The 13,190-nt window shown below is 63.4% G+C and carries 10 protein-coding genes; 3 read left to right on the plus strand and 7 right to left on the minus strand.

Translation table 11 applies throughout. The features are described 5' to 3' along the window. The coding region (locus U0988_RS09245; RefSeq protein WP_322292335.1) for a response regulator at positions 1-492 on the minus strand (492 nt) is incomplete at its 3' end. A 106-nt stretch (positions 493-598) separates the two neighbouring features. Between U0988_RS09245 and ribB the strand changes: the two genes are divergently transcribed. Continuing rightward, positions 599-1,891 carry a 3,4-dihydroxy-2-butanone-4-phosphate synthase gene (ribB, locus tag U0988_RS09250; RefSeq protein WP_322292336.1) on the plus strand — a complete coding sequence of 431 codons (1,293 nt, stop codon included), beginning with the start codon at positions 599-601 and terminating at the stop codon, positions 1,889-1,891. Positions 1,892-1,908: 17 nt separating this feature from the next. On the opposite strand, the gene U0988_RS09255 is transcribed toward ribB, so the two are convergent. Beyond that, complete coding sequence (locus U0988_RS09255; protein WP_322292337.1) at positions 1,909-3,072, minus strand: acyl-CoA dehydrogenase family protein; 1,164 nt, start codon at positions 3,070-3,072, stop codon at positions 1,909-1,911. An 80-nt stretch (positions 3,073-3,152) separates the two neighbouring features. Here U0988_RS09255 and U0988_RS09260 point away from each other — a divergent pair, with 80 nt between their 5' ends. Further along, positions 3,153-4,028 (plus strand): alpha/beta hydrolase, encoded by an 876-nt coding sequence (locus tag U0988_RS09260; RefSeq protein WP_322292338.1) that lies wholly within the window; start codon positions 3,153-3,155, stop codon positions 4,026-4,028. Here U0988_RS09260 and U0988_RS09265 read toward each other — a convergent pair whose 3' ends face one another. From U0988_RS09265 to U0988_RS09275, 3 genes are read right to left on the minus strand one after another with little or no spacing between them, the layout of a single operon-like run. After that, positions 4,029-5,171: an acyl-CoA dehydrogenase family protein gene (locus U0988_RS09265; protein ID WP_322292339.1), complete on the minus strand. Its 1,143-nt coding sequence runs from the start codon at positions 5,169-5,171 to the stop codon at positions 4,029-4,031. Between the two features lie 25 nt (positions 5,172-5,196). Continuing rightward, positions 5,197-6,345: a CaiB/BaiF CoA-transferase family protein gene (locus tag U0988_RS09270; RefSeq protein ID WP_322292340.1), complete on the minus strand. Its 1,149-nt coding sequence runs from the start codon at positions 6,343-6,345 to the stop codon at positions 5,197-5,199. A gap of 5 nt (positions 6,346-6,350) precedes the next feature. Continuing rightward, positions 6,351-7,112, minus strand: a complete 762-nt coding sequence (locus tag U0988_RS09275) for a crotonase/enoyl-CoA hydratase family protein (RefSeq protein WP_322292341.1) — start codon at positions 7,110-7,112, stop codon at positions 6,351-6,353. 210 nt (positions 7,113-7,322) lie between these two features. Here U0988_RS09275 and U0988_RS09280 point away from each other — a divergent pair, with 210 nt between their 5' ends. Then, the gene (locus tag U0988_RS09280; protein WP_322292342.1) at positions 7,323-10,577 is read left to right on the plus strand and encodes an amidohydrolase family protein; all 3,255 of its coding nucleotides are present in this window, start codon (positions 7,323-7,325) and stop codon (positions 10,575-10,577) included. A 69-nt stretch (positions 10,578-10,646) separates the two neighbouring features. On the opposite strand, the gene U0988_RS09285 is transcribed toward U0988_RS09280, so the two are convergent. Continuing rightward, positions 10,647-12,065 (minus strand): aldehyde dehydrogenase family protein, encoded by a 1,419-nt coding sequence (locus tag U0988_RS09285; RefSeq protein ID WP_322292343.1) that lies wholly within the window; start codon positions 12,063-12,065, stop codon positions 10,647-10,649. A 112-nt stretch (positions 12,066-12,177) separates the two neighbouring features. Continuing rightward, the coding region (locus tag U0988_RS09290) for a cation:proton antiporter (RefSeq protein ID WP_322292344.1) at positions 12,178-13,190 on the minus strand (1,013 nt) is incomplete at its 5' end.

Here is a 13,190-nt window from a genome sequence, read left to right on the forward strand (position 1 = left end):
GGGGGTAGCCGCCCAGCGCGCCTGCAGCGCCGCCATGTCGATGGTCAGTTCCCCCAGTTCGAACCGCTGCGCCCGGTGGCGCTGCTGCCGCGACTGTAGCGCCAGCACGCGGTCGAGCACCGCGTTCCGGTCCAGCGGCCCGACCATGTAATCGTCCGCGCCGGCTTGCAGGGCGCGGCGGCGATCCTCGATATCGTCGCGCTCCAGCACCATCGTGATATGGGCGTCTTGCGTGCGGGCATCGGCGCGCAGCCGGCGGCACATCTCGAGACCCGCCAGATCATCCATCACCCAGTCGACGAAGGCCCACATCGGCCCCTCGACCAGGCGGCGCGGGCCGCCCGGGTCGAGCCGGTCGAAAGTAAAGCGGGTCTGGTCATGCACGAAATCGTCGAGCGATTCCCCGAGTTCTTCGGTCAGGAAGATATTGATCACATCCATCTGCGCAGTCCCCATCTGATAGAGAGAATTGCCGCGGTGATGTGACGGCATAGTGACAAACACGACCTTCGCTACGATGGTGCCGATGGTCCGCCCCGCACATCGCAATGTCCTTTATCGCTTGGACACGCACATTGTAATGTGTATAGCCTGCGCCATGACCCAATTTGCCCCCGAGATAATCCAGCAGAAGATCCGCGACCTTGTCGAAGCCGGAACCATGTCCCGCGCGGCGATTGCCCGGGCCGCCGGACTCCACGCCAATTCGCTTCGCGATTGCACCGATGACCAGTGGAACCCGACCGCGGACACGCTCGGCAAGCTCGCCGGTTTCATCGTCGCCAATGACGACCGCCCGGTGCTTGCCAGCATTGAGGAGATCATCGACGAAGCCCGCAACGGGCGGATGTTCGTGCTGGTGGATGACGAGGACCGCGAGAACGAAGGCGATCTGGTGATCCCGGCGCAGATGGCAACTCCGCAGGCGATCAATTTCATGGCCAGCCACGGGCGCGGGCTGATCTGCCTGACCCTGACCAAGCGCCGCTGCGACGAACTGGGCCTGGAACTGATGAGCCAGAACAACCGGACCCGCCACGAAACCGCCTTCACCACCTCGATCGAGGCGCGCGAAGGGGTGACCACCGGGATCAGCGCGGGCGACCGTGCGCGCACCGTCAGCGTTGCCATCGACGCCTCGCGGGGACGCGACGACATCGTTACGCCCGGCCACGTGTTCCCGCTGGTGGCGCGCGAAGGCGGCGTGCTGGTGCGCGCGGGCCATACCGAGGCTGCGGTAGATATTTCGCGGCTGGCCGGCCTCAATCCTTCGGGCGTGATCTGCGAGATCATGAACGAAGACGGCACCATGGCGCGGATGGATGATCTGATCGATTTTGCGCGCAAGCATGATCTCAAGATCGGCACGATCCGCGACCTGATCGCCTATCGCCGCAAGCATGATCACATGGTCGAAAAGCGCGCCGAAACCCGCTTCGTCAGCCGTTATGGCGGCACCTGGAACGCGATCAGTTTCCACAACAAGGCCACCGGTGACGACACTCTGGCGCTGACCCTGGGCAAGGTCGATCCGTCCAAGCCGACGCTGGTGCGGATGCATCTGCTCAACGTCTTCGGCGACATTTTCGCGGAAGACAGCCCGCGCACCGGCATCCTGCAGAAAAGCATGGAAATCATCGCCCGCGAAGGGACCGGCGTGATCGTGGTGATCAACCGCCTGAAAGCGGGCGGCTTCACCGTCATCACCAAGGCGCACAAGGGCGAGGCGGCACCCGCCGACATGGAGGAATTGCGCGATTACGGGGTCGGCGCGCAGATCCTTGCGGAACTGGGTGTCCACGACATGGAACTGCTGACCAATTCGCACCATTCGCTGGTCGCGCTGGAAGGCTACGGCCTGTCTATCATTGGCGAACGCCCGATCGAGTAGGCCGCCTCAGCCCGCCCTTACATGGAACGCGCGATCAACATTTTCATGATCTCGTTCGATCCGCCGTAAATCCGGCTGACCCGGCTGTCGCGGAACATCCGGGCTATGGGATAATCGTTGATATAGCCCCAGCCGCCATGCAGCTGGAGGCATTTGTCGACCACTTCCCCCTGCAATTCGGTGACCCAGTATTTGGCGATCGATGCGGTCGTGACATCCAGCTTGCCGTCAAGCAATTTGGCGGTGCAATCGTTGACGAACACCTTGGCCGCCGTCCCGCGCGCTTTCAGATCCGCCAGGGTGAACTGGGTGTTCTGGAAATCCCAGATCGTCTTTCCGAAGGCCTTGCGCTGCTTTACATATTCGACCGTGGTTTCGAGGGCTTTTTCGATGGTGATCATCGCCTGGATTGCGATCAGTAGGCGTTCCTGCGGCAGTTCGCCCATCAGCTGGTAGAAGCCTTTGCCTTCGACGCCGCCAAGCACATTGTCGGCCGGCACGAACACATCGTCGAAGAACAATTCCGAAGTGTCCTGCGCATCGAGCCCGATCTTGTCGAGTTTCTTGCCCCGCTGGAATCCCTCCGCGCCCTCCGTTTCGAGGCAGATGAGCGAGATTCCCTTGTGCCCTTCGCTCGGGTCCGTCTTGGCGACGACGATAATGAAATCGGCGTTCTGCCCGTTGGAGATGAAGGTCTTCGATCCGTTGATCTTGTACCCGTTGCCGTCCTTCAGTGCCGTGGTGGTGATGTTCTGGAGGTCCGAGCCAACCGCCGGCTCGCTCATGGCGATCGCCGAGGCCAGATCGCCCGACACCAGCCGGGGCAGCCACTTCTTCTTCTGTTCTTCCGTCCCATGGCGCACCAGATAAGGCAGGATGATTACGTTATGCAGGCTGGCTGCAAAGCCTTCGACACCCTTGTTGGCCTGCTGGTTGACCACCACCATGTCATGCCGGAAATCGCCGCCGTGGCCGCCATATTCTTCCGGCACCGAAACGCCGAGCAAGCCCGCCGCCCCGGCCTCGCGCCAGAAATCGCGTTCCACCTGGCCATCCTCGCGCCATTTCAGCACGCGCTTTTCCGGCGCGTGCCGGTCATAGAATTTGCCCACCGCGTCGTGGAACATCGAGATTTCCTCGTCGTCCATATATTCGGGCTGGGGAACGTCGATTACGGGCATGGTGGACCTTTTCGTCAGAAGCGATAAGGCCGTGTCGTATCACCCGCCGGGATTAGTGCAATCGGAAGTCGCAACATATTATGGACCTGATCGGCCCCACATCGCAGACCTTCATTTCGCAGCGGACGCGGCTGCATTACGCCGACTGGGGCAATCACGGCGCGCCGCCGCTGATCCTGCTGCACGGCGGGCGCGATCATTGCCGCAGCTGGGACTGGGCCGCGGAGGAACTGCGCGCGGACTGGCACGTGATCTGCCCCGACCAGCGCGGGCACGGGGACAGCGGGTGGAACGAAAACGGCTATTACCCCACCATCGGCTATGTCTATGATCTGGCACAGCTGATCCACCAGCTGGAACTGGCGCCGGTCACCATCGTGGCGCATTCGATGGGCGGCAATGTGTCGATCCGCTATGCCGGGCTATACCCTGAAAATGTGCGCAAGCTGGTCGCTATTGAAGGATTGGGCCTCAGTCCCAAGCGATTGGAGGAAATGCAGTCCGTTCCGTTCCACACCCATTGGACCGACTGGATCGAGCAGAAGCGCGAAGCCTCGGCCCGCCTGCCGAAACGTTATCCCACGTTCGAAACCGCGCTCGACCGGATGCACGAGGCGAACAGCTATCTCAGCCGCGAGCAGGCCCGCCACCTGACTACCCATGCGGTGATCCGCAACGAGGATGGCACCTTCAGCTGGAAGTTCGACCCGCATCTCCACGCATGGCCGCCCGACGACTGGACGCAGGACCAGTTACACGAAATCTGGGGGCGGATCACCTGCCCCACGCGGATGATCTACGGCAACGACAGCTGGGCGTCCAACCCGGTGAAGGACGGGCGCATCAGCCATTTTGGCGATAACGTCAGCGTCAGCGATTACGACCGCGCCGGGCACTGGGTCCACCACGACCGGTTCGATGATTTCATGGCCGAGGTGAAGGCGTTTATCGCCTGATTACAGGCTCCGGCTGATCACTTCCTTCATGATCTCGCTGGTGCCGCCGAAGATCCGCGTGACCCTTGCGTCGCGCCACAGGCGGGCGATCAGATATTCGTTCATATAGCCCGCCCCGCCGTGCAATTGCAGCGCGGCGTCGCACACGCGGCCCTGCAATTCGGTGTGCCACAGTTTGGCGGACGATGCCTCTGCCGTGGTCAGTTCACCCGCGATATGCCGCTTCAGCGCCCAGTCGATATGCGCCCAGCCGACCTGCAATTCCGCGGCGAGGCCGGCAAGGGTGAACTTGGTGTGCTGGAATTCGAACACGGTCTGTCCGAACGCCTTGCGGTCCTTGGTGAAGGCGACCGCTTCATCCAGCGCGCGCTGGGCGCTGGCCTGGCAGCCGATGGCGATCGACAGGCGTTCCTGCGGCAGTTCTTCCATCAGATGCACGAAGCCGCGCCCTTCCTGGCCGAGCAGATTTTCCTTCGGCACGCGAACATCGTTGAAGAACAATTCGGACGTGTCGGCCGAATGCTGGCCGATCTTGTCGAGATTGCGCCCGCGTTCGAAACCGGGCGTTCCGGCATCGACCAGCAGCAGCGAGGTTCCCTTCGCCCCCTGGCTCGGGTCGGTCTTGGCCACGACGATCACCACGTCGCAGTTCTGGCCGTTGGTGATATAAGTCTTGGAACCGTTGATGATGTAATCGTCGCCGTCCCGCTTCGCGCTGGTGCGCACGCCCTGCAGATCGGATCCCGCGCCCGGTTCGGTTATCGCGATGGCGGTTATCACATCGCCGGAGATCATGCCGGGGAGGTATTTGCGCCGCTGTTCCTCGGTCCCCAGCCGTTCGAAATAATTGACCGTGATGTCATTCTGGAGCGTGAACCCGGCGGACGATCCGATGTAGGACAGTTCCTCCGCTATCACGGCATTATAACCGAAATCGAGGCCGAGCCCGCCGTTCTCCTCGCTGACAGTAGGGCACAGCATCCCCGCCGCGCCCAGCGCCTTCCACGCCTCGCGCCCGACGATCCCTTCTTCCTCGTGCTTTTCGAGGAACGGAACCATGTGTTCGGCAAACACCTTGCGCACGGTGTCGCGAAACATGGCGTGATCGTCGTTATAGGCAAAGCGGGTGGACATATCGAGCATGGGGAGTTCCTGTTTAGGCGGTGATTCAGGCGATGGTTCCGGCGGCGCGCAGGGCTTCACACTCCGCCGCGTCGATGCCGAGTTCGGCCAATATCGTGTCAGTGTGGTCACCCGGCAGCGGGGCGGCTGCGGGCACGGGGTTGGCGGTGACGCTGTAGCGCGGGGCAGGCGCGGGCTGCACATCGCCGCCGACCGTCACGAAGGTTTCGCGCGCCACATTATGCGGATGGGCGGCCGCTTCGCTCATGGTCAGCACCGGGGCATAGCAGACATCGGTATGCTCCATGATTGCATCCCATTCGGTGCGGGTTTTCCTCTTGAACACAGTGGCCAGCTTCGCCTTGAGCGCGCCCCATTGCCGCCGGTCGTGCTGCGCGTCGAATTCGGGGTCGTCGGCCAGACCCACCGCCCGCCGCAGCTCGGCGTAGAATTGCGGTTCGATACTGCCGATGGACACGAACTTGCCGTCCGCGGTTTCGTAAGTGTCGTAGAAATGCGCGCCGGTATCGAGCATGTTCGCGCCCAGATCTTCCGACCACACACCCATGTTCTTCATGCCATGGATCATGCTCATCAGCACCGCCGTGCCGTCGGTCATGGCCGCGTCAACCACCTGGCCTTTCGCGCCATTCGCCGCCGCCAGCAACGCGGACACCATGCCGAAGGCGAGCATCATCCCGCCGCCGCCGAAATCGCCGACCATGTTGATCGGCGGGGTCGGCTTTTCGCCCGACCGACCGAAATGGGCCAGAGCCCCGGCAAGGGCGATATAGTTGATGTCATGCCCGGCATAAGGCGCATAGGGGCCGGTCTGACCCCAGCCTGTCATCCGGCCATAAACCAGCTTCGGATTGTCCGACAGCAGCTCGTCCGGGCCAAGTCCGAGCCGTTCCATCACGCCGGGCCGGAAACCCTCGATGATCCCGTCCGCGCTGGCGCACAGTTTGCGGGCCAGCGCCACGCCCTCGGGACGCTTGAGATCGAGCGCGATCGATTTGCGTCCGCGCGCCAGCACATCCTTGGAAGTGACCGGCTGCGATCCGCCCCGGCTGCCGCTCACGCGGTCGATCCGGATCACTTCGGCGCCGTGGTCGGCCAGCATCATGCCGCAGAACGGCCCCGGCCCGATGCCGGCAAATTCGACGATCCGGATTCCGCTGAGCGGCCCCGCCATGACGGTTACTTGCCCTGCCAGTTGGGGCTACGTTTCTCGGCGAAAGCCAGTGAGCCTTCGCGGGCATCTTCGCTCATGAAAACCAAGGGCAGCAGCTTGGCCTGTTCCGCATACCGCGTCTCCCGCGGCCAGCCGCGCGACTGTTCCATGATCTGCTTCGAAATGCGCACCGCGAGCGGACCGTTGGCGATAATCGTGCGGGCCAGTTCCATCGCTCCGTCCAGCGCCGCACCCTCGGTAATCCGGTTGATCAGGCCCAGTTCGTAAGCCCGCTGCGCAGAGATGAATTCGCCGGTCAGCGCCAGCTCCATCGCCAGCTTGTAGGGGATCAGATCGGGCAGGACCATCAGCCCGCCCGCTGCCGCGACAAGCCCACGCTTGGCTTCGGGGATGCCAAATTTTGCGGAGGAACTCGCCACCACCAGATCGCAGGCGATCATCAGTTCCAGCCCGCCCGCCAGCGCATAGCCTTCGACGGCAGCAATCAGCGGCTTGGCGGGCTTCTGTTCCGTCAATCCGCCAAAGCCGCGTCCGGGCACGGAGGGGCTTTCGCCGCGCAGGAAGCCCTTCAGATCCATGCCCGAACAGAAGGTCCCGCCCGCGCCGGTCAGGATGCCAACCCGCAGATGATCCTCCGCATCGAGCCGGTCGAGCGCCGCCGCAATGGCTTCGGACGCGGCCTTGGTCATGGCATTTTTCGCTTCCGGGCGATTGATCGTCATGACGAGGATTCCGTCCTCCTCATGCGTCAGCAGTTCGTCACTCATCGGGTCGACTCCCATTTTCGATTGCAACTTATATCTGGGCCAGTGCTGGCCAAGGTTTACGCGCCCGTCAACCGGAAACTTGGCCCCTCCGCAGCTGAAATCTGGCTCCCGCCGCCCCGCTGCACGCCATCGGGAAGCGTATGCAAACCGAAGTGATGACGCACGCCGAATCCCGCGCTAAGTCCGCGCTTCAACTCGAGAGGAATCCGCATGAAAACCAGTGTCGCATCCGTAATCGCCGTAGTTTTGGGAGCAAGCCTGATGGCAGCGGCACCGGCTGTCGCGCAGGACGATGCTGCCGTAGCGGCGCCAGCCAACGCCGCCGAATCTGAGTCCGAAGATCCAAAATGGGATGTGAACGCGCCCGCCGGCATGACCATTCGCGACATCCCGATCGCGGTCGAGGAAGGCAGCTGGATGGATGTCGATGTCAGCCCCGATGGGCGGACTCTGGCATTCGCCCTGCTCGGCGATATCTACACCATGCCGATTGCCGGCGGCACCCCCACGCGGATTGCCGAAGGGCTGGCCTGGGAAGTCCAGCCGCGTTTCTCCCCCGATGGCGCGCGTATCGCCTTCACCTCGGACCGGGGCGGCGGGGACAATATCTGGATCATGAATGCCGACGGGTCGGACAAACGCGCCGTGACGGAGGAAAAATTCCGCCTGCTCAACCAGCCAAGCTGGAGCCCGGATGGCCGCTTCATCGCCGCGAAGAAGCATTTCACCACCGGCCGCTCGCTCGGCACGGGTGAAATCTGGCTCTATCATGTGTCCGGCGGGGGCGGGGTAAAGCTGGTCGCGCGGCCCAACGAGACTCACCAGAAGGAACTGGGCGAGCCGACCTATGCGCCCGATGGATCGGCAATCTACTTCACCCGTAACACCACCGGCGGCCCGATTTTCGAATATGCCCAGGATTCGACCAACGCGCTGTTCGCGATCGAACGCTATGATCTGACCAAGGGCGAAACCACCACGGCGGTTTCCGGGCTTGGCGGCGCGGTGCGCCCTGCCCCCTCCCCCGATGGCAAGCAGATTGCCTTTGTCCGCCGCGTGGCGGGCGAGAGCCAGCTGTTCGTCAAGGATATCGCATCCGGCGCCGAGCGGATGGTCTATGACCAGCTCGACCGCGACGTGCAGGAAACCTGGGCGGTCACCGGGGTCTATCCGAATATGGACTGGACGCCGGATTCGGCCAGCATCGTTTTCTGGGCGGGCGGCAAATTGCGGCGGGTCGATGCGGGCAGCGCGGAAGTATCGGCCATCCCCTTCCGCGTGGAGGACACGCGCGGCGTGGCCAACGCACCGCATCCCGCAATCGAAGTTGCGCCCGACAATGTCACGACCAGCATACCCCGCTTCGCCAGCGTTTCGCCCGACGGCAGGCAGGTGGTGTTCGAAACGCTGGGCAAATTGTGGGTCAGGCCGGTCAGCGGCGGCACGCCCCGGCAGCTGACCGCTGGCGGCGATGCGCTGGAACTGTTCCCCAGCTGGTCCCGCGACGGGCGCAAGCTGGTCTTCGTGCGCTGGACCGATGCGGGCCTGGGGGAAATCGTCACCGCTGACGCCAATGGTCGCAACCAGCGCACCGTCTCCGCCCAGCCGGGCCATTACGCCCATCCGCGCTTTTCGCCAGACGGCCAGACGATCGTGTTCGAAAAACGAAGCGGCGGCGACCTGACCGACGAGGCATGGTCGGAGAATCCCGGCGTCTACAAGATCGCGGCAAGCGGCGGCACTCCGGAATTGATCGCGCGCGATCTCGGCGCGCCCCAGTTCGGCGCGGACAATGACCGGGTGTTCATGGCCGGACGGGAAGCCGGCCAGCTGCAGCTGGTGTCCGCCGACCTCAATGGCGAGGCCCGCCGGGTCCACGCCAAGGGCGAGCTGGTCACCGAATACAGTGTCGCGCCCGATGGTCGCTACATCGCCTTCCGCCAGAATTACGACCTCTATACCGCGCCGCTGATGCCCGGCAGCCAGGCGGTCGAGATCGGCGCGGACAGCAGCGCCTTGCCGGTTACCCGCGTCAGCAAGGGCGGCGCGGATTACATCGGATGGTCCGGCGGCGGATCGCAGCTCAACTGGAGCCTGGGGCCAAACCTCTATTCCGCGCAGACCAGCGCGATGTTCCCCTCCGCCCCGCCGGAAAAAGACGCCGCCGAATTTGCCCCGCCCACCAGCGGCACCTCGCTGTCGATGACCCTGCCTGCCGCGAAGCATAGCGGCGTCGTGGCGCTTACGGGTGCGCGGATACTGACCATGACTGGCGACGGGGCTGGCGCGATCGAGGACGGGGTGATCGTGATCGTCGGCGACCGGATCGGCGCAGTCGGCCCCCGCAGCGAAGTCACCATCCCCGCCGGTGCGAAAGTGATCGACGCCACCGGGCGCACGATCATGCCTGGCCTGATCGATGCCCATGCGCATGGTTCGCAAGGGACCGGCGACCTGATCCCGCAGCAGAACTGGGAACTGGTTCAGAACCTGGCACTGGGCACCACGACGCTGCATGATCCTTCGTCCCAGGCCAGCATGATCTTCGCCGCGGCGGAGCGCCAGCGGACTGGCAGTTTGCTCGCACCGCGGATCTTCTCCACCGGCGAGATCATCTACGGGGCCAAGGCTCCCGATGTCTATGCGCAGATCGACAGTTACGAGGATGCGCTGGCGCATGTCCGGCGGATCAAGGCGCAGGGCGGGATCTCGGTAAAGAATTACAACCAGCCGCGCCGCGAACAGCGCCAGCAAGTGGTCAGCGCGTCGCTGGCGGAAAATATGCTGGTGGTGGCCGAAGGCGGTTCGCTGTTCGGTATGGACATGGCGCTGGTGGCGGACGGCAATTCCACGCTGGAGCACAATGTCCCGCTGGAATATTTCTACGAGGATGTGCTGCAATTCTTCGGCCAGAGCCAGACCAATTACACCCCCACGCTGGTAGTGACCTATGGCGGGCTGGCGGGCGATCCCTATTGGCGGCAGGCGACCGATGTCTGGACCAATCCGCTGCTGGTCCACACCCCGCCCGATCAGCTGCTGGCGGCGAACGTCCGCCGAGTGAAGGGGCCTGAGTGGGTGTTCGTCGATGATGACAACGCGCGCGAAGCGAAGAAGCTGGCGGACCGCGGGGTGCAGGTGTCAATCGGCGCGCACGGCCAGCAGGCGGGCATCGGCGCGCATTGGGAATTGTGGTCCTTCGTGCGCGGCGGCATGACGCCGGTGGAGGCACTGCGCGCCGGAACCATCGCCCCGGCAAAGTCGCTGGGGATGGACCGGGATATCGGCAGCCTGGAAGTCGGCAAGCTGGCCGATCTGGTCGTGCTGACCGCCGATCCATCCGCCGATATCCGCAACAGCGACAAGATCGCGCAGGTCATGCTCGGCGGGCGGCTATACGATGCCGCGACAATGAACGAGGTCGAGACCGGCACCGCCAAGCGGCTGCCCTATTGGTGGGAATGACCTGAAACGAAAAGGGCCTGCGAATTGCTTCGCAGGCCCTTTTCGTTAGCTCTTGGTCAGCGGGTCAAATCAAAGCCCGCTGATCGATTTCATTTCCATGAAATCGCGCAGGCCGTAGACCCCGCCTTCGCGGCCATTGCCGGACTGCTTGTAACCGCCGAACGGCGCCCCCGGTGCGGGGCCCCAGGAATTGATCGCCACCATGCCCGCGCGCAGTTTCGGCGCGACCTTTGCAGCCTCTGCCGGGTCGCCGGATATGACCGACGACAGGCCATATTCGGTATCGTTGGCAATCTCGACCGCTTCGTCCAGCGTGTCGTAATTCATCAGCGTCACCACCGGTCCGAACACTTCTTCACGGGCGATCCGCATGTCGCGGGTCACACCGCTGAACAGCGTCGGCTTGATGTAATAGCCGCGGTTGACGCCGGTGGGCAGATCGGTGCCGCCCGTTTCCAGCGTCGCGCCTTCGTCGATCGCGGACTGGATCAGGCCCTGGATCTTGTCGTACTGCGTCTTGTTGACAACGGGGCCGATATGGCCGCCTTCTTCCATCGGATCACCGACTTTGGTGCCTTCGACAATGCCCTTGACCACCCGGATGGCGTCATCGGACTGGTCCTTGTGCACCAGCACCCGGGTCGGGGCGATGCAGCTTTGCCCGGTGTTGACCATCACCCCGGCCACGGTGGGCGGCAGGACTTTTTCGAGATCGGCACCCGGCAGCACCAGATTGGGTGATTTGCCGCCCAGTTCCTGATGCACCCGCTTGACCGTGTCGGCAGCCGCCTTGGCCACCAGCACCCCGGCGCGGGTCGATCCGGTGAAGCTGACCATGTCGATCCCGGGATGGGAGGAAATTGCATTGCCCACGGTCGGCCCGTCGCCCTGCACCAGATTGAACACGCCCGGCGGCACGCCTGCCGCGTCCATGATCTCGGCCAGGATTGCCGCGTTACCGGGGCATTCCTCCGACGGCTTGAGCACCATCGTGTTGCCGCCCGCCAGCGCCGGGGCGACTTTCAGGGCGATCTGGTTGACCGGCCAGTTCCACGGCGTGATCATCCCGACCACCCCGATGGGTTCGTAAACGATCAGATTGGCGCCCTGCTGTTCGGAGAATTTGAAATCCTTCAGCGCAGCGATGGTGCCGAGGAAACCGCCCAGCCCCGCGGGTGCCTGCGCAGCAACGCCGAAGCTGACCGGAGCGCCCATTTCGCCCGCCATCGATTTCGCGATGTCGGGGATACGCTTCTTGTATTCCTCGACAATCCGGCCGAGCAGTTCGAGCCGCTCCTCGCGCGTGGTCTGGCTGAAAGTCTTGAAAGCTTCTTTCGCGGCAGCAACCGCAGCATCGACGTCGGCTGCCGTGCCCAGCACGATTTCCGTCACCGGTTCTTCGGTCGCGGGATTGATCACTTGATGCGGAGTGCCGCCGATCGAATCGACCCATTGGCCGCCGATATAATTCTGCTTGTAACTGTCCATCTGGAATCTCTCCCTAAAACGCGAATCTTCGTCCTGTGGCTGGAATATAGGCACGCAAAGGCCCGGTTACGACAAGTCATTGCGGGGTGACTGGAAAAGTGGCGAATGTACGCTAGTCCAGCAGCGTTCGCTTCGGCTCGGTGACCCGTTCGACGGCCAAGCCCGCCGTGATCCCGTGAACGATGATCGACAGCACGATCGTGAACGCGACCGTCGCCCAGAGAGCGCCTTCATCGATCAGCTCAATGTGATTGCCGGCATAGGCGAGGTAATAGACCGAGCCGATTCCGCGAACGCCGTAAAAGGCAATCACGAACCGCTCCCGGACATTGAGGGCAGTACGGCTGAGAGCGAGCCAGGCGGTGACGGGGCGGATGACGAACACCAGAGCCAGGCCGATCGCCGCGTGCTGCCAGTCCAGATAGGGCAGCAGCAAGGGAATGGCCGCGCCCAGAGCGACCAGCAGAAGCGCCGTCAGCGTGTGCTCCAGCGATTGGCTGAAATCATGCAACCGCTCGTGGAAACGGTGGCCCGATTCCTGCCGCCTCAGCACCAGACCGGCAACAAAGGCCGCAATGAAGCCATATCCTTCGAACAATTCGGTGATGCCATAGGTGAAAATCACTCCGGCGAAGGCCACCACTCCGGATTGGGTCACCGCCAGCGCATTGCTGCTCGGCCATTTGAACAGGATCCGGCCCAGCAACACGCCGCAGGCTGCGCCCGCCACTGCACCGACCGAGATCCTGTAAAGCACATCGAGGAGTGCCCACTCCACCAGCACTTCCGCGGTTAGCGCGCCTGCCGCGGCAACGGCAATGCCAAGATGGACAAAGGGAAACGCCAGACCGTCGTTCAAGCCGGCTTCGGTGGTAAGTGCATAGCGAACCGGATGCTCGCCCCCTTCCAGCGGCGGCCCCACCTGCACATCGCCGGCCAGCACCGGGTCCGTCGGCGAAAGGATAGCGCCCAGCAACAGTCCACCGGCCAGGGTCATTCCCGCAACCTGCCACCCGACAATGGCCAGCGCCACGATGGTCAGCGGCATTGCCAAGACCAGCAGCCTGATCGTCGGACGCCAGAGATCATGCCCGATCAGACGGTCGATCCTCAGGCCGGTACCGA

Origin of the sequence: Allopontixanthobacter sp. (assembly GCF_034376665.1) — a bacterium.
Lineage (GTDB): Bacteria > Pseudomonadota > Alphaproteobacteria > Sphingomonadales > Sphingomonadaceae > Allopontixanthobacter.

What these genes read in the sequence shown, in the direction of transcription:
- ribB (WP_322292336.1), top strand. Translation starts at nt 599, where the DNA reads ATGACCCAATTTGCCCCCGAGATAATCCAGCAGAAGATCCGCGACCTT.
- U0988_RS09280 (WP_322292342.1), top strand. Translation starts at nt 7,323, where the DNA reads ATGAAAACCAGTGTCGCATCCGTAATCGCCGTAGTTTTGGGAGCAAGC.
- U0988_RS09285 (WP_322292343.1), bottom strand. Translation starts at nt 12,065, where the DNA reads ATGGACAGTTACAAGCAGAATTATATCGGCGGCCAATGGGTCGATTCG.
- U0988_RS09265 (WP_322292339.1), bottom strand. Translation starts at nt 5,171, where the DNA reads ATGCTCGATATGTCCACCCGCTTTGCCTATAACGACGATCACGCCATG.
- U0988_RS09270 (WP_322292340.1), bottom strand. Translation starts at nt 6,345, where the DNA reads ATGGCGGGGCCGCTCAGCGGAATCCGGATCGTCGAATTTGCCGGCATC.
- U0988_RS09255 (WP_322292337.1), bottom strand. Translation starts at nt 3,072, where the DNA reads ATGCCCGTAATCGACGTTCCCCAGCCCGAATATATGGACGACGAGGAA.
- U0988_RS09275 (WP_322292341.1), bottom strand. Translation starts at nt 7,112, where the DNA reads ATGAGTGACGAACTGCTGACGCATGAGGAGGACGGAATCCTCGTCATG.
- U0988_RS09260 (WP_322292338.1), top strand. Translation starts at nt 3,153, where the DNA reads ATGGACCTGATCGGCCCCACATCGCAGACCTTCATTTCGCAGCGGACG.